Here is a 17,109-nt window from a genome sequence, read left to right as displayed (position 1 = left end):
TGGGGCGGCGCCGTGGCGTCTGCCTGTAAAAATGAACAAGATCAAATCATTCCTCGATCGAAAGATCGTGACCAAAGATGTGGGGGAGGAGACCTACATTACCTGGCGAGAGGCGCTGTCCTATGCCATGGGTCGTGGCGCCCAGGGTATGAGCACCTCCATGACCGCCTCAAAGTATGTAAACTTCTTTATTACCGATGTGTTGCATATTAAGGCGCGCCATGCCTCCAATATTCGCCTGTACTGCGGTATTTTTGATGCCATCAATGACCCGATCATGGGCGTGATTGTAGATAAGACCCGCACCAAGTACGGCAAAATGCGGCCGTATATCAAGTTTGCGCCGTACTTCGTGTCGCTGTTTATGCTGCTGTTTTTTATTGGCAACGACAGCCTGTCTTATGGGGCAAAGATTGCCCTGACGGTGTTTGCCTTTGTAGGGCTGGATGTGACCTACACCGCCTTTGATGTGCCTATGGGGGCGTTGGCGTTCAGTATGACGCCAAACGGCACGGAACGCACAAAGCTTTACGGTGTTGCCTCCATCGGGCGTATGATCCTGGGGGCTATTCCTGCCGGACTGGTGGCCTTTGCCGCCTGGCTGCCGTACTTTAACCAGAATTTGGACAAGGCGTATCTGGCAGCCGCTGTCTTTTCCGCGTTCTTTATTATTCTTTTTACCCGTTTTACCTTTAAGAACACCACAGAGCGGTTGGAGCACCACGAGGAGGCTCCCAGCTTAAAAGAATGCTTGCACCTGCTGGTAACCAACCGGCCGCTGCTGATGCTCTTTCTGGGCAATATTTTCTTTGTGATCATCAAGGTGTCCGAGCAGGCGTCCTTCTACTTTGCCTATGACGCGTTGTTTAACGCCAAGTATAACGGCTTTTTGGACATTGCCAAGGCACCCGGCTCGTTTTTGGCAGGTATCTTTGTACCCATTATTATTGAGCGGCTGGGCCGCAAGGCGGACTCTAAGAAGTTTTACCAGGTGTGCTGCGTGATGGGTATTGTGCTCAACGGTCTGTTTGCCCTGTGCACCTATAACGGCATTATGAACAAGGGTGCCGGTCAGTCCGTGTCCCTGCTTACCGGATTGATGGTTATTGTCTTTTCTGCCGTGGTTACTTTCCCGCTGGAGTTTAAGAACCTGATGCAAAAAGAAATGGAAGCGGAGACGGTGGACTATGTGGAGTGGAAAACCGGCAAGCGGGTAGAGGGCACTATGCTGTCCATTATGAGCTTTACCGGCAAGCTGGAGGGTACGCTGTCCTCCTTTATCTGCTTGCAGGTACTGGCCCGCACCGGCTATGTGGAGCACACCACCGATGTGTCTACCTTACAGAATCATTCCACTCTGCTGGGACTGTTCCTGATGACCACCGTGTTCCCCATGGTGGGCTATGCGCTGATGCTCATTCCCATGCACTTTTATAACATTACCGGCGACAGCCACCGCCGGATGATTAAGGACATTATGGCTCGTCGCGCCCAGGCAGGCGAGGCAGCAGCCCAGGAGGCTGTGGCGGCAGAGGCCAAAGAGGGCTAAACAGACGGGGAAGTCAGATGTACAAATTCACCTTTCTTGCAGATTTACATTATTATTCCAAGACTTTGGGCACTTCCGGCCGGGCGTATGAACTGCGCAGCGGCTCGGACCAAAAGTGCCTGGCAGAGAGCGGCGCCATAATTGACGCCGCTTTTGACCATTTGGCCCGGTCGGACACCCGGGCGGTGCTGCTGGCGGGAGATTTGACCAATGACGGCGAAATGGTGTGCCACCGGGAGCTGCGGGAGAAGCTGTATGCCTTGGCAGAGAAAAAACCGGTGTACCTGATCACCAACACCCACGACTGGTGCTGCGACGGCAACCCGCGGCGCTTTACCGGTGCCCGGGTCACCCATGATGTGCCCACCATGCCCCACACGGGGATTCACGATTTTTATTACGATTTCGGCGGGCGGCAGGCCATTGCCGAGTACCGCACCCATTTGGGAATCAGCTCTTATGTGATTCCGCTGGCAGAGAAAATTTGGCTGCTGGCGCTGTGTGACGACCAAAATGGTCGGGGCAAGGCCGGTTATACGGAACCGCATTTTCAGTGGATTGAGGATCAGCTGCGCCGCGCCAAGGAACAAGGCTGTTTGGTGCTGGGTATGCAGCACCATTTGCTGCTGCCCCATGTGCACCCGCTGCTTACCGGCGGCTGCTGCGTAGGGGACCGGGAGGCGGTGACCGCCCGGCTGGCAGACGCAGGGCTGCGCTATATGTTTGTGGGTCACAGCCATTTGCAGCGTACGGATCGCTACCGCTCTCCGGCTGGAAACGAATTGACCGAGGTGAATGTCGGCGCCCTGTCCGGCTACCCGGTGCCTATGGTACAGGTGACGGTGACGGATGATTTGCAGGTGCAAATGCAGGTGGAGCACCTGGCGACTTTTGACTGGTACGGCCGCCCGGTGGACGCGGTGGCTTACACCCGGGACCATGCTTGCAATTTGCTGCGGCGGTTGCTGTCTGCCGGGTCCCCGGCAGATTTTGCCCAGAAGCTGGACGCCTTGCAGCTGCCCGGGCACAAGCTGCTGCCTCTGTATCCATTGGTAAAGCCGTTGTTTCGTTTGTTGCGCACCGGCACGGTGAGAGACTTACAACGAACGCTGCGGCGCTTGGGGCTGGGTCGGTATGTGGACGCCCGGGCGGCGGCAGAACTGGCGGATCGGCCGATTCTGCCCTATCTGGAGTGGATCTTGCTGCAATTTATGGACGGCTCTGCCCATCCGGTGGGCAGGGATAGCGCCGTTTACCGGCTGGTGCTGTCTGTCATAGAGATTCCCGCCCATTTGCTGCCGGGCAATATGGATATGAAAAAGCTGATCTTTGCCTGCGATGCTATTTTAACCGGCGGCGTCGGCGATCACCAGCAGTCGGTTTTATAAGTGCCTTTTGCGCTCTGCCGTTTTTTATCGCGGCAGGGCGCTTTTTTTGTCTTGCTGAAGCGGAAAATGACCGGTTGCCCCCTTGACAAGCGGCGGCCTTTATGTTACCCTTTTGTTACCTAATGAGGGCGCAAGATTTTGCGCTGTTTCAACGAATTTTGCCGTTTTAACAAGATGTGGTAGATGATTTCTACAGGCGTTACAGATATGGCCTTTTTGTAAAAGTTACATTTTGGATAAAATACGGTGCTTTTTGTTTCTATTCTTTACGGATTTTGTTATAATATCTGCAATGAATTGGAACTTATAAAGATTTTAGTTTTTGCAAACATTACTTTTGGATAGAGATATAAAGAGGTGGACACCTTTTGGATAATTTTATAATTGAAGGCGGTCACGAGCTGTTTGGCGAGGTGAATATCAGCGGCGCCAAGAACGCAGCTGTGGCCATTATTCCCGCGGCCATTTTAGCGGACGACGTGGTGCGGATTGAGAACATTCCCGCCATTAGCGATGTTAGCCTGATCATTAAGATTTTGGACAGTATGGGCGCCGGGATCAAAATGATCAATAAAAACACCATTGAGGTGGACTCCCGCTCCTTAAAATGCCAGAGCGTGCCCTATGAGTTGACCTCCTGTTTTCGCGCCAGTTATTACCTGATCGGCGCCATGTTGGGTCGGTTTAAGCAGGCGCAGGTGGCTATGCCCGGCGGCTGCAACTTCGGCGTGCGGCCCATTGACCTGCATATTAAGGGCTTTGAACTGCTGGGTGCCCAGGTGAATACCGTTGAGGGTATGGTTTGCGCCCGGGCGGACAAGTTGATCGGCGCTTCTATTTATATGGATCAGGTGTCCGTTGGCGCTACCATCAATGTGATGCTGGCAGCTGTGCTGGCTCGCGGTTTGACGGTGATCGAAAATGCAGCCAAGGAGCCGCATATCGTAGATCTGGCCAACTTCTTAAACTCTATGGGTGCCGATGTGCGCGGTGCCGGCACAGATGTAATTAAAATTCGCGGGGTGGAGAAGATGCACGGCTGCACCTACTCCATTATCCCGGACCAGATCGAGGCGGGCACCTATATGGTGGCGGCTGCTGCCTGCGGCGGCGATGTGCTGGTGAAGAATGTGATTCCCAAGCATTTGGAGTCTATCAGCGCTAAGCTGGAGGAGGCCGGTGCGGAGATCATTGAGTATGACGACGCGGTGCGGATCACCCGCTTTAAGCCCTTGACCCGCTGCAATGTAAAGACCATGCCCCACCCGGGATTCCCCACGGATATGCAGCCCCAGATGGCGGTGCTTCTGTCTGTGGCAGAGGGTACCAGTATTCTCACCGAGGGTGTGTGGGACAATCGCTTCCAGTATGTAGGCGAGTTGAGCCGTATGGGCGCCAATATCCAGGTGGACGGCAAGGTGGCTGTCATCGAGGGTGTGCCGGCGCTGACCGGCGTTACCGTAAAGGCTACGGACCTGCGCGCCGGTGCGGCCATGATCATTGCCGGTATGGTGGCGCGAGGCGAGACCCGGGTGACCAATATCCAGTATGTGGACCGTGGGTACGAGGATGTGGTAGAGAAGTTCTCTGCCCTGGGTGCCGATATTCGGCGGGTGCCCTGTGACGATGGCGACGACGGTGCTGCCACGGCAAACGCAGGATAAAAAAACAAAGTACGGGTGGACCGGGTTCCACCCTTTCTTTTTTGGATAAAATAAAAGCAGATTAGGAGACAAAATGAGCAAGGCGTGTTCTCTTTTTTCCGGCAGCAGCGGCAACAGTATTTATGTGGGCTGCGGCGACAATCAAATTTTAGTGGACATCGGTGTGTCTGCCAGGCGGTGCGAGCAAAAGCTGCGCCAGGTGGGCGCGGATCCGGCGGAGATCAAGGGCATTTTTGTTACCCATGAGCATGCAGACCATGCGGCCGGTGTGCGGGTGCTTGCCGCACGGTATCATATTCCGGTGTTTGCCCATCCGGCGGTGCTGGAGCAGATGGCGCGCCAGGGCAATTTGAATGAGAAGGTGGACGCCCGCCCCTTTGCAGAGGTTGGGGATTTTATGGATCTGCAAGTGTTGCCTTTTGCCTTGAGCCATGACAGCGTGGCGTGCCAGGGATATAAGTTTACGATGCCGGACGGGCGGCGCATTGCCGTGTGCACAGATACCGGCTACATAACCTCGGCGGCGAAAGCGGCTTTGCCGGGCACAGATTTGGTATTTCTGGAGAGCAATCACGAGCCGTCTATGGTGCGCGCCGGGTCGTATCCCTATCCGCTGCAACAGCGCATTTTGTCCGATACCGGCCATTTGTCCAATACGGACTGCGCCGCCTTTGCCGGGGAGTTGCTGCGCAGCGGCACCACCCGCTTTGTGTTGTCTCACCTGAGCCGGGAGAACAATATGCCTTCTTTGGCATACCAGACCACTGTGGCGGCTCTGACGGCGTTGGGTGCCCGGCCGGAGGTAGACTATCGCTTGCAGGTGGCTGCACCGGAGCAGGAAGGCGGGTGCCTGGTGTTATGATCCGCATAACCGTTTTGACGGTGGGCAAGCTAAAAGAAAAATATCTTCGCGAGGGCTGCGACGAGTACTTAAAGCGGCTGTCCGCCTTTTCCAAGGTGCAGGTGGTGGAATTGCCGGAGAGCCGCTGCCCGGCAGATCCGTCTCCGGCAGAGATCCAACGAGTGCTGGAGCAGGAGGGCGACAGCATATTGGCAAAAATTCCCAAAGGCGCTCGGGTGATCCCCCTTTGTATCGAGGGGCGAGAACTGTCCAGCGCGCAGTTGGCGGCCCGGGTGGCGGACTTTAGCCAGCAAAGCTCCCACCTGGTATTTGTCATCGGCGGTTCGTATGGCCTGTCGCCTCGTGTAAAGGCCACAGGCGACTTGCAGCTGTCCTTTGGCAAAATGACCTTGCCCCACCAGTTGGCCCGCCTGGTGCTTCTGGAGCAGATTTACCGGGCCTGCGCCATCAACAACCATTCTAAATATCATAAATAAAAACACGGCAGTCCGCTCTGTTTCCAGCAGGCTGCCGCTTTTGTTTTTGCAGATAAAAGAAGCGACGCCGAACATAGCATTCGGTGTCGCTTCTTTTAAGGGGGGTAAAAATTTATGCAAAAGCCATAAATTATATATGTCAAAAGGCTGCCCGGAAAGGGGGAGAGAAGGCAACCTTCTTGGCATCTTACTTATCAGTCAGACTGTAAGCCTGACTGTATAACTGGGTGTTGTTGCCGGGAACGGCACCCAGAGAATTTTTCCGCATTGCGCCTTTGATCATAAAGAACGCCACATCCTTGCTGATCTGGGCATAGTCTACATTGAAGATTTTTGCGGAAAGGGTTTTGTTAAAGAAGTTGATCAGCGGGCCCATACAAAAGGCCGTAATGACGGTGCCGATTCCGATATTTTGAATACTGGCAAAGTCGCCGTGGGCAATGGCGGTAAAGCCGCCGCTGACCAGCAGTCCGATGGACACCACGGTCACATCCGTCAGCACCCGCACCCATTTGTACGGCAGCTTGGCGAAGCGGCTGAGCATAAAGCCCAGGGCGTCATAAGGACCAACGCCGATGTTGGCCGTGAAGAACAGGCTACAGGCAAAGCAGAGAACGAGGATACCGGCAAGGAGAAGGGGGATTCTAATTGACAGAGTGTCGTTCTGCTTTACCATCGGCATCAGCAGGCTGCTGAATAACTCACAGCTGTAACCGACGCCGGCCATGTTGAACACGGTGCCTACACCGACCAGTCCCCGGTGCGCAACGATAACTACATACAGCAGGATCACTGCGTTGATGATCAGCTGGTAGGTACCAAAGCTGATCCCCAAAACGGCGGCCACGCTCATATTCATAGAGGTGAACGGGTCTACGCCGAAACCGGAAACATTGAAAAGAGCCGTACCAAACCCCATAATCACAATGCTCAGAAAAGACAGCACGGTGCGCTTCACCATATGGTGCTGTGCAAACATATCCAGGATATAACCGCGTGCGTTGTTTCTAAGTTTCTTCATTGCTTGTACCTCGGGTCCGTTTTTCTCTTTTCGTGACACATTATAGACCCGATTTTCAAAAATGCAAGGCTTTTTTTGCCATTTCTGCGTATTGGCTACTATGCACTAAAAACGCATTGACTTTTTGTGCAAATTGCACAATTCCATTTATTCCATTTGGCGCCCCAAAAAGGCGGCGCCTACCTGGATCAGCCGGATTTGTGCTTCGTCCGGCAGGTTGCCGTCCTCACCTTGCAGCAGCAGTACCGTGCCGGATACATCGCCGCCGTACACAATGGGATAGGCTACCTCTGCAGGGCGGTCGTAGCCCTCAATGGCTTGCAGGCATTCGCCGGGTGCCTTGGCGATCCGTGGGGTGCGGGCGTCCATCACATCCTCCAGCGCCTTGGTTACCCGGCGCTCCATCACTTCTCGCTTGCTGACCCCGGCAGCGGCCACCACATGGTCGTTGTCCGTGATCACCACCGGGGAGCAGCCGTTCTTGTGGAGCACCTCAGCGTATTGCCCGGCAAATTGGGACAGTTCTCCAATGGGCGAGTATTTTTTAAAGATCACCTCGCCGTCGGCGTTGGTAAAGATCTCCAGTGGATCGCCCTCCTTAATGCGGAACGAGCGGCGGATCTCCTTGGGGATCACAATGCGCCCCAAGTCGTCAATGCGGCGTACAATACCGGTAGCTTTCATAGAGCATATCTCCTTAAATGTTAATATATCCCTATTATTTTGCACCTGTTTTGCCCGGCGATACGAAAATTTTAAGCGCCTGTTTTTCCAATTTACGGCAAAAAAATCCCCGGCTGTACAGCCGGGGGTAAAGGCGTATGCTTTTTTATTTTTTCTCACCGATGAAGCGCAGGATCAGGTCTGCCACTCGGCGGCTGGAGCGGCCGTCCAGGTGGTCAAAGAACTTGGTCTTAAAGGGCGGTACTTTCTCACTCTCAAAGTCACCGGCGACGATGGCCTCTGTCAATTCCCGCTGAGAAAAGACGATTTTGCCGGGCACAAAGCTCTCAAAATCATAATAGAAATCCCGCTTGCTGATGTAGTCAAACAGATCGAAGGCATAAAACAGCATGGGAATATCCAGCAGCGACGCCTCAAACACCACGCTGGAGTAGTCGGTGATGAGCAGGTCGGTGACGAACAGCAGGTCGTTGAGCTCGTCCTCGTCGGACAGATCCAGCACCCGATCCTTGTAGCCTTCCGGGATCACCGGGCGCTCCGGGCAGAAGGGGTGGTACTTGATCAGCAGTGCCGTATCTGCCGGCAAAGCTTCCATAAACTCGTCCACATGGAAGGCGTCTGCCGGGTAGTAGGCGCTCATTTGGCCGTTGCCTCGAAAGGTGGGGGCAAAGAGGATGATGCGCTTGTCCCGCAGCTGGGGATACTTGGCATAGAATCCATCCTGCACCGTTTGGGCATATTGTGGGTCCATAAATATATCTGTTCTGGGAATGCCGGTGGCCAGCACCTTGTCATCGGACAGGCCGAAGCCCTCGGCGTAATGCTTGGCGATCTCCGCAGAGGAGACAATGGCCACATCGTACATGCGGTGGTTGGGGTCCGTTTGCTTGGGGCCGCCTGCCTTGCCCAGGCGGGTAAAGCCAAAGGTCTTAAAGGCGCCGCAGGCGTGCCACAGCTGCATCAGCTTCACTTCCGGGCGCTTGTCCACCATATTCAGCAGGCGGAAGTAATCGTCCACGATCACCACCTTGGAGGAGGCGTACAGCTTGACAAAGCGGAACATATTTTTAGCTTTATAGTGGCCGTTGGGGTCGGAGAACAGCAAAAACTGAAAATCAATATTCGGGTTGTCTTTGATTTGGTTATAGACGAACTCCGGGTTGCCGCCCAGGGTGTCCCGTCGGCCGGACATAAAGGTGACCCGGTTGGGCACGACTTCCTTTTTGCACAGCAGTTTGTAGTAGGCGTTGTAGATGGCATACACCGGGCGGCGAATGTTCTCTACAAAATTGGCACGCTTAAAGCTGGTTTTAATAAAGGAAGACACATTGATTTTAAACTGCACAAAAATGTTTTTGCCCACACCCTCAATGGGTGCGGTTTTGCGCCGGGGCACAATATCCAGCCCGGCTAAAATGCCGTCAAACAGAAACAGCGGCAGCAAAAGCAGGGCAAGCAGGCACCGCAGGGCAAAGTCAATAAACCGCAACAGGGGCACCAGCACACGGCTGCGCTGCACAAAGGGTCGATCTCCGTTTTTCTTTTTTTTCGAGAAAAGGAGAATGGCGCTGTTTTCGCAGTCAAAGTCGAAGGTGTAGGTGCGGTTTCCGGTTTGCGCCGGGGGAACATACTCATTGTCCGGTGCGTCAAATACCGTTGCGCCGTCAAAGCACTCGTACTCCATGTATTCCTCCGGCAGTTCCAAACCCGGGTTCTCGTGGAGCACATTGGTAGACACGGTAAAGGGCAGCGCTTGCACCGTGTGGCGGCCGTACTCAAAGTCAATGGTGACGGTCACCGGGCTTTCCGGCTGGAAGCGGTAAAAGATCTGGTCCAGCAGATAGGTATAGTTGCATACCACAATGCAGCTCCCCTCCTGCTTTTGGCGAAAGTAGTTGACCACCCGCAGGGGCAGGCGGCGGGTCTGTCCGTCACATTCAAACAGGATTCGCGCTTTGGGAGAGGAAACATCCACATCAAAGGGGCAGTTGATGGCCACCCCGATCTCCATACGAGCGTCCTCAATATGCAGGCGGTTGATAATCATTTTGCAGTTAAACATGAACAGTCTCCGTTACTGGGAATTTATAGGGGTAGGTGATCCGTGGGAATATGCAGCAGCTCTTTGGCAAAGTGCACCACATTCTGGGTGGCTTTTCCGGCGGTATCATCAAAATTGCGAGTATAGAAGGGCGCCACTTTCTCTTGCTGGTAATCCTCCGTTTGCAGGGCGTGGGTCAGTTCCTCCATGGTGCGCACAATGCGCCCGGGCACAAAGGAGGCGTAGTCGCAGTAAAAGTCCCGCTCCTTGCAATAGCTTTCTAAATCGAAGGCATAGAACAGCATGGGCAGGTTCAAAATAGACGCCTCGTACACCACGCTGGAATAGTCGGTGATGAGTACGCTGCTGACAAACAGCAGGTCGTTCACATCGTACCGATCTGTCAGATCAATAAACCGGTTGGCGTGCTCTGCCCTTTGGCAGGTGGGGCGTTCGGTTAGATAAGGGTGCATTTTCGTTGCCAGCACCGTGTTCTCCGGCAGGGCATCCAGCAGATCGTCCGGGCGGAATTTCTCCAGCGGATAGTAGCAGTTGCCTTGACCGCCGCCTCGAAAGGTGGGCGCGAACAACACGATCTTTTTGTCTGCTAATTGGGGGTTTTCCGCATAAAAGCGCTTGGTAAAGGCCGCCTTGTATCGGTCATCGGCAAAGCGGTCGCACCGAGGTGAGCCCAGGGGTAATACCTTTTGCAAATCAATGCCAAAGCCTTCTGCATAGCAGGGGCACACCTGTTGAGAGCTGACAATCGCGTAGTCGTACTGCCGGTGATTGGGCGAGCCTTGGGGCAGTGCCTGCTCACCCTGGCGGGAGTAGCCAAAGGTCTTAAAGGCACCGCAGGCGTGCCACAATTGCACCAGCTGCACCTCCGGCTTTTTCTTTACATAAGACAGCAGGTGATAATAGTCGTCTACAAACACCACCTGCGACGTGGCATACAGGCGCAGAAATTGGCGCAGCACCGGCAGGCTGTGAAGCAGGTTGCCCTTGTGGCACAGGACGGTGATCTCCACGCCCGGTACCTTGGTCATCTCCAAAAAGACGGATTTAATATTGCCGGACAATCGATCGGAACGGTTGGAAAGGAACGTCACTTGCTTAGGTTCCACCTTGCAGTGTCGATAGGGCAGAGCCAGCAGCGAGAAGCAAGCCCCTGCCAACTGCTTCAACTTCTCTTTTTTGCTGCTGTGGATAAAGTGGCGCAGCGCCCGGCGGGGCGGACAGGTCACTTGGTACGGTTGGTCCGGTTCCACCGGCTGATAGCCGTGAACGCCGTCGGTATAAAGAAAAGTGATGCCCATGGGCTGCCCCACCGGCGGCTCGTAAAACACATAGGCCAGCTCCACGGTTTTTTGGGCGCGCAGCGTGGTGCCGTCTCTGTCGGCAAATGTCATGGGAATGATCCGGGTGCGTTCGCCGCAGGTAAAGACAACGCTGAGTTTGGGGTACACCGGGGGCACCGGACAGGTGAGGGTCACTTGCAGATTCAGCTGATGGCCGATCTGTTGGCAGCGTTCAATTGTAACAGTGAGTTTGGTCATATTTTTCTCCGCCTATGTGGAAGTTGCAAAAAATCTCTGTTCTTTATAGTAGCATAAACTGCATAATTTGTCTATATTCGCCGGCGCAGGATTTGCCTTTTTCAGAAAGAATATTGACATTATCCGCTATCTATTTATAATATTGTATATAGACTCTGTGAAAGTGAAGAGGAAGCCATGGCTTGGTATAACACGGACAATTTAGAACTGCTGTATGCGCCTCATAAGCGTGATTGGCGTGCAGAAGCGTTCAAAAAAATCAAAAAAGTGGCCATTGACGTGGCCAAGCGCAGCGCTGTTTTTCGCAAGGCCAGCCGTCGAATTTTGCTGGATGAGCGTATGGGCGGTTACCAAAAGCGCACGGCACATATTGCAACGGATCCTAAGGTGGTGCTTTTTTCTACCTTTGACGGCAGGGGGTACAGCGACAGTCCCAAGGCCATTTATGAATATATGTGCAGCGATCCTCGCTTTGCGGATTACACTTTTGTGTGGGCTTTTCGGGAACCAAAGAAATTCACATATGTGCTGGATCACCCCAATACCTATATGGTTACCGTAAACACCCCGGCTTATGAGGAAGCTTGCGCCCGGGCAAAGTATTGGTTCTTTAACTATCGGATTGCAGACCATATTTATCCCAAGGACGACCAGGTGTATGTGCAGCTTTGGCACGGTACGCCCCTAAAGCGCTTAGGATACGATATTTCCATTTCTGACAATGCCATGAATTCCAAAGAGGAAATTCGCCAAAAATACAAGGTGGATGCAGAGAAGTTTAAGTATATTTTGGCACCCTCCGCCTTTGCGGCGGAGAAGTTCATTTCCGCCTGGAATTTGCAGGCGGTGGGCAAGGCGGACACGGTGCTGGAGGCGGGCTATCCTCGTAATGACTTTTTGATTAATCATACGCCGGAGGATGAGGCGCAAATCAAAAGGGAATTGGGACTGCCGATGGATAAAAAAGTCATTCTCTATGCGCCCACATGGCGGGACAATCAGCATGACGCCAAATTGGGCTATGTGTACCGCACCCACATGGATTTTGACGCCCTGCGCCGGGAATTCGGTGACGATTATGTGATCTTGTTCCGTGCCCACTATTTGGTGGCCAATTCTTTTGATTTTAAGAAGTACAAGGGCTTCGTATACGACGCCTGCGGCGTGACGGATATTAACCGGCTGTATGTGGTGGCAGATGTGCTCATTACCGATTACAGCTCTGTGTTTTTTGACTATGCGAATCTGCACCGGCCTATGCTATTTTATATGTACGATCTGGCCAGTTATGCAGGTGAAATTCGTGGATTTTATATTGATTTGGATTGTTTGCCAGGCCCGATTGTGGAAACGCAGGCGGATCTGCATCGGGCGCTGCACGCCGTAGAGGCGGACAAGTCCCGGTATGCGGAGAAGTATGCCGCTTTCAACGCCCGCTTTAATTATTTGGACGACGGCCATGCCGCACAGCGTGTGGTGGAGCGTGTGGTGCTTGACAGAGACGGTGCAAATGTGGTTTAATAACAAAAAAAGATTATTTTTTAGAAAAGACGGGAGAATCAGATGAAACGGATTTTAACATACGGCACCTTTGATCTGCTCCATTACGGTCATATTCGGCTGTTGCAGCGGGCAAAGGCTATGGGCGATTACCTGGTGGTGGCGCTTTCTACAGATGAATTTAACGCCGAAAAGGGCAAAAAGGCTTACCACACCTATGAGACCCGCAAGAAGATGCTGGAGGCCATTCGCTATGTGGATCTGGTGATCCCGGAGAACAGCTGGGAGCAAAAGATCCACGATGTGCAGGAATACCATATTGATACGGTGGTCATGGGCGGCGACTGGAAAGGCAGCGACAAGTTCGATTATTTGAAGGACTACTGTGAGCTGGTGTTTTTGGATCGCACACCGGGTATTTCCACTTCTCAGATCAAAGAGGATCTGGGCCTGCAAGAGGCGATGGGTGGCGTAGACCAGCTGCCGGATGAGCCGGATGGCGCCCCCGGTCGGGATCAAAAAAAATAACAGACTTGATTATATACCCTGCCGATTTTCGGCGGGGTTTTGTGGCTTTTATAAGTGGTAGAAAACAGGAGAAATTATGGCTGGAATTCGAAAAAAATTAAAAGCGATCAAGAAGCGGCTGTGCCGTTTGGTCAGCAAGACCCCCAAGCGCAAGTTTTATTACGGCTTTTTTTCAAAATACTGCCGTCTGCGTCCCAAATGGGTGCTCATCGAGTCCTTCCATGGCCAAACGGTGTCCGACTCCGGGCTGGTGCTGGCGCAAGAAATTGCCCGTTTGTATCCGGGGCAATACCGGGTATTCTATGCCACAGAGGATAAAAAGAAGCACCAAGCTTTTGTGGACGCGGCGGGACTGCAAGTGGAGCTGGTGGATGTGACCACCTTCCGCTACACCCGCATTTTGGCTTGCGCCCAGCATATTTTTTCCAATGCGTCGCTGCCCATTTACTTCATTAAGCGACCCGGGCAGGTGTATATGCAGACCTGGCATGGCACCCCGCTGAAAACCCTGGGCAAGCAAATGCGCATGGGCATTGAGTCCATGTACAATGTGCAGCACAATTTTCTGCAAGCGGACTACCTGACCCAGCCCAACGCCTTTACTCGGGATGTGATCCTACGGGATTACAATTTGGAGCCGTTGTATACCGGCAAGGTGGTGATGGCCGGTTACCCCCGCAACAAGGTGTTTATGGAGCCGGAGAAAGGCGTTGCCCTGCGCCGGCAGCTGGGCTTGGAGGACAAGACCATTTATGCCTATATGCCCACCTGGCGGGGCACCAGCAACCGTGATGTGGACACTAGCGAGTACGCCGCTCAGGTGCACGCCATGCTCTCTGTGCTGGACAAGAGCATGACCGATGCGCAGCTGCTGTTTGTCAACTTTCACCCCATTTTGCACGATGCGATCAAGCTGGGCAAGTACCGGCATATCCGCCCCTTCCCTCGGCAGGTGAGTAACTACGAGTTCTTGAATTGTGCCGACGCACTGATTACAGATTATTCCAGCGTGTTCTTTGACTTTTCCTTAACCAAGAAGCCCATTATCCTGTTTATCTACGACTACAAGGAATACACCGCGGACAGGGGAATGTACCTGGATGTGCAGGACCTGCCTTTCCGCAAGATCACCTCGGCCAAGGAACTGGGCCGCTGTCTGCGGGACGGCGAATGCCTGGCGGACGATTACAGCGACACGGACTACTCCCGCACTTTCTTAAAGTACGACAGCCCGGATATTAGCGAAAAGCTGTTGAAATTGGCCTTTACCGGCGACTCCGGCGATCTGGAAGTGATCGACTACGGCAAGAACAAAGAGAAAGCCTGGCAGGTGCTGTATCCCCGGGCGCTGAACGGTCGTCCGGATCTGGAGACCCTGGCGCGCCTGGCGGACGACCACACGGTGGCGCTGCTGGAGCGCAAGTGGTTCAAGCGGGACATCAGCCCCTTGCTTCACGACGAATTTAACGACAAATTTACTTATGTGATTACCACCATGACTACCCCGCGCACTTATGCGGAGGATCTGCTCTGCCACCTGGGCGTGGGCGCGGTGCGGCGGCGGGTGCGGCGGCGGGATATGCAGCGCACCTTTCCCAATTTGCAGTTGGACGGGGACTATCGGCGGGATTACGGCTGTTTTGCCGTAGGTTGTGCTGCAGACCCGGCGACTTTGCGCCCGGCGGGGATGACTGCCTGCGGCGGCAAGGACGGCTGCTACCGGGTGGATTACACCTGCCCGGCGGACTTTGTGCCCCGGCAGGCGGCGCTGCTCAGTGACAAGCTGGCAATACTGTCTCTTGCGGACTTGCCTGCAAACAGTGGCTCTACCGTGCAGTACGATGTGCGATCGGTGATCGAGGGCTTGGATCTGTATAACCGGGGGCGCTGTCTGTTTGGCTTGGTAGGTGAGAACACCGGCGACGGTCGCACCCAAATGTTGGTGTTTACCGACGCGGATAAGTACGCTGCCGCCAAGCGGGAAAGCAATCAATTTGACAGCGAGGGATACTATTATAATCCCTATGTGGATACATTCGGTCTGCCTGCCGGGTACGGAGAAGTGCAGCTGCAAAGAATGCGCGACAGTGTGGATTCGGTGCTGCGGGACCAGTTTGCTCAGTGGGATTTGACCCCGCAGCCCACCCCCATGGCGCTGCTGCCGTATTTGGATCCCAATACCGGCTATCTCAGTGCGCTGCTGTGTACGCCGGATGTGATCTTGGAGAGTATGCCGGTGTCAGCGCCCATTACCGGGTTGTCCTGCAAGGGCCATGTGTGCCATATCCGGCTACATTTGCGCCATACTGCCGGCGAGCAGGTGCAAGGCGCCAAGCTGATTTATCGCTCTTTAACGGAGAAGATTGAAATCACCCTGGACTGCCGCACCACACCGGCGGGAGATGGCTGCCGGGTGCAGTTGACCCTACCCTTAAATGCACAGTTGCCCTTAAAGGAAGTGTACTGGGATATTCGCCTGGAGGTGGAGCAGTACGGCTGTACCCACCGGATCAAGTTGCGGTGCGCTGACCCGGGGCTGAAGTGGAAGCTCTTTTTTACCAACTGCCAGGCAAACGCCGGCAGCGGGCATATTTTGTTCCCGTATTTTGGCAAAAAGGGTGTGCTGTGCTACTGCTATCGCCCTTTGTGCGAGTACGACACGGCGGCGGTGCGCCTGCGGGAGATTACTGCCTATACACTGTATATGTTGTTCCGTCCTCTTTGGCAGCGGCAAAAGAACTGGGTGGTGTATGAGAAGTTCTGCAAGACCGCCCAGGACAACAGCTACTATTTCTTCAAATACTGTATGGAGCACCTGCCGGAGAAGGAGCGGCGGCATATCTATTATATTATGGACCCTCGGGAGCCGGACTACAAGAATGTGGCCGGTTACGGCCGCCAGGTGGTGCCCTTTATGAGTCTCAAGCACATGCTGCTGACTCTGTCCATGCGCATTTGCATTTCCTCGGACTCTACCTCCCATTTGTATGTGTGGCGATCCAAACCCAGTATTGTGCGGCGTGCAATTAAGAAAAAGAAAGAGCTGTTTTTGCAGCATGGCGTAACGGCAATGAAGCGGGTGGACCAGCTGTTTGGCAAAAAGGGCAGCAGCCCCATGACCTACTTTGTCACCTGCTCCCGCCCGGAGCACGACATTGTGGTGCGGGAGTTTGGCTATGCGCCGGCGAATGTGCCCATTACCGGCTTTGCTCGCTGGGATGTGCTGGAGGACAAGTCCACACCGGACGATCCGTTTATTCTGATGATGCCCACTTGGCGCTCCTGGCTGGAGGAGGTGGATAATGATACCTTCCTGCAAAGCGATTACTACAAAAATTATTCCGCTTTGTTGACGGACCCGGCGCTGGACGAGATGCTCCGGCGCAATCATACCCGTCTGGTGTTTTATCTGCACCCCAAATTTGCCGGGTATATGAATAATTTTAAGGACAAGATCAGTCCCCGGGTCACCTGTATTCCTTTTGGACAGCAGCCACTGAATGAACTGATGATGCGCTGCAAGCTGCTGGTGACAGACTATTCCAGCGTGTGCTGGGATGTGCTGTACCAAAATAAGCCGGTGGTGTATTACCAGTTTGACTATGACCTGTATAACCAGGTGCACGGCTCGTATTTGGATATGACCACCCAACTGCCCGGCGACCGGTTTACACAGGTTGAGGACCTGGTGCCCTGCCTGGACAGCTACGCGGCAGCGGGCTTTGAGATGAAGCCCAAGTACCGCAAAATGGCCAAGCAGTATTTCCGTTACCGGGATAACCACAACAGCCGCCGAATTTATCAGTTCTTAAAATCCAACGGCTATTGATACACAAA

The 17,109-nt window shown here is 53.8% G+C and carries 12 protein-coding genes; 8 read left to right on the top strand and 4 right to left on the bottom strand.

Features of this window, described 5'->3' with window-relative positions:
- The first annotated feature begins 31 nt into the window (after nt 1–31).
- The 5 genes from OGM59_06720 (at nt 32) to rlmH (ending at nt 5,939) form a co-directional block, all read left to right on the top strand.
- The gene (locus tag OGM59_06720) at nt 32–1,549 is read left to right on the top strand and encodes an MFS transporter (GenBank protein UYI90396.1); all 1,518 of its coding nucleotides are present in this window, start codon (nt 32–34) and stop codon (nt 1,547–1,549) included.
- Nucleotides 1,550–1,566: 17 nt separating this feature from the next.
- Nucleotides 1,567–2,937, top strand: a complete 1,371-nt coding sequence (locus OGM59_06715) for a metallophosphoesterase (protein ID UYI90395.1) — start codon at nt 1,567–1,569, stop codon at nt 2,935–2,937.
- Nucleotides 2,938–3,305: 368 nt separating this feature from the next.
- Nucleotides 3,306–4,601, top strand: a complete 1,296-nt coding sequence (locus tag OGM59_06710; GenBank protein UYI90394.1) for a UDP-N-acetylglucosamine 1-carboxyvinyltransferase — start codon at nt 3,306–3,308, stop codon at nt 4,599–4,601.
- Between the two features lie 73 nt (nt 4,602–4,674).
- Nucleotides 4,675–5,463 (top strand): MBL fold metallo-hydrolase, encoded by a 789-nt coding sequence (locus OGM59_06705; GenBank protein UYI90393.1) that lies wholly within the window; start codon nt 4,675–4,677, stop codon nt 5,461–5,463.
- The gene (rlmH, locus tag OGM59_06700) at nt 5,460–5,939 is read left to right on the top strand and encodes a 23S rRNA (pseudouridine(1915)-N(3))-methyltransferase RlmH (GenBank protein UYI90392.1); all 480 of its coding nucleotides are present in this window, start codon (nt 5,460–5,462) and stop codon (nt 5,937–5,939) included. Before OGM59_06705 ends, rlmH begins: the two co-directional genes overlap by 4 nt.
- Before the next feature lie 187 nt (nt 5,940–6,126).
- Here rlmH and OGM59_06695 read toward each other — a convergent pair whose 3' ends face one another.
- The 4 genes from OGM59_06695 to OGM59_06680 form a co-directional block, all read right to left on the bottom strand.
- Nucleotides 6,127–6,960, bottom strand: coding sequence for a DUF6198 family protein (locus OGM59_06695; GenBank protein UYI90391.1), 834 nt, complete (start codon nt 6,958–6,960; stop codon nt 6,127–6,129).
- 147 nt (nt 6,961–7,107) lie between these two features.
- Nucleotides 7,108–7,644: an AbrB/MazE/SpoVT family DNA-binding domain-containing protein gene (locus OGM59_06690; GenBank protein UYI90390.1), complete on the bottom strand. Its 537-nt coding sequence runs from the start codon at nt 7,642–7,644 to the stop codon at nt 7,108–7,110.
- Nucleotides 7,645–7,789: 145 nt separating this feature from the next.
- Nucleotides 7,790–9,706 carry a CDP-glycerol glycerophosphotransferase family protein gene (locus OGM59_06685; protein ID UYI90389.1) on the bottom strand — a complete coding sequence of 639 codons (1,917 nt, stop codon included), beginning with the start codon at nt 9,704–9,706 and terminating at the stop codon, nt 7,790–7,792.
- 23 nt (nt 9,707–9,729) lie between these two features.
- Nucleotides 9,730–11,244: a CDP-glycerol glycerophosphotransferase family protein gene (locus tag OGM59_06680; protein ID UYI90388.1), complete on the bottom strand. Its 1,515-nt coding sequence runs from the start codon at nt 11,242–11,244 to the stop codon at nt 9,730–9,732.
- A gap of 177 nt (nt 11,245–11,421) precedes the next feature.
- Here OGM59_06680 and OGM59_06675 point away from each other — a divergent pair, with 177 nt between their 5' ends.
- The 3 genes from OGM59_06675 (at nt 11,422) to OGM59_06665 (ending at nt 17,101) form a co-directional block, all read left to right on the top strand.
- On the top strand, nt 11,422–12,765 hold the full coding sequence (locus OGM59_06675; GenBank protein UYI90387.1) for a CDP-glycerol glycerophosphotransferase family protein: 1,344 nt from the start codon (nt 11,422–11,424) through the stop codon (nt 12,763–12,765).
- 42 nt (nt 12,766–12,807) lie between these two features.
- Nucleotides 12,808–13,272, top strand: a complete 465-nt coding sequence (gene tagD, locus OGM59_06670) for a glycerol-3-phosphate cytidylyltransferase (protein ID UYI90386.1) — start codon at nt 12,808–12,810, stop codon at nt 13,270–13,272.
- Nucleotides 13,273–13,348: 76 nt separating this feature from the next.
- Complete coding sequence (locus OGM59_06665; protein UYI90385.1) at nt 13,349–17,101, top strand: CDP-glycerol glycerophosphotransferase family protein; 3,753 nt, start codon at nt 13,349–13,351, stop codon at nt 17,099–17,101.
- The last annotated feature ends 8 nt before the right edge of the window (nt 17,102–17,109 follow it).

The sequence above is a fragment of the Oscillospiraceae bacterium genome, assembly GCA_025757685.1.
Lineage (GTDB): Bacteria > Bacillota > Clostridia > Oscillospirales > Acutalibacteraceae > CAG-217.
Note: the sequence above shows the minus strand (reverse complement) of the source record. Positions and strands in the feature narration are given on the sequence as shown.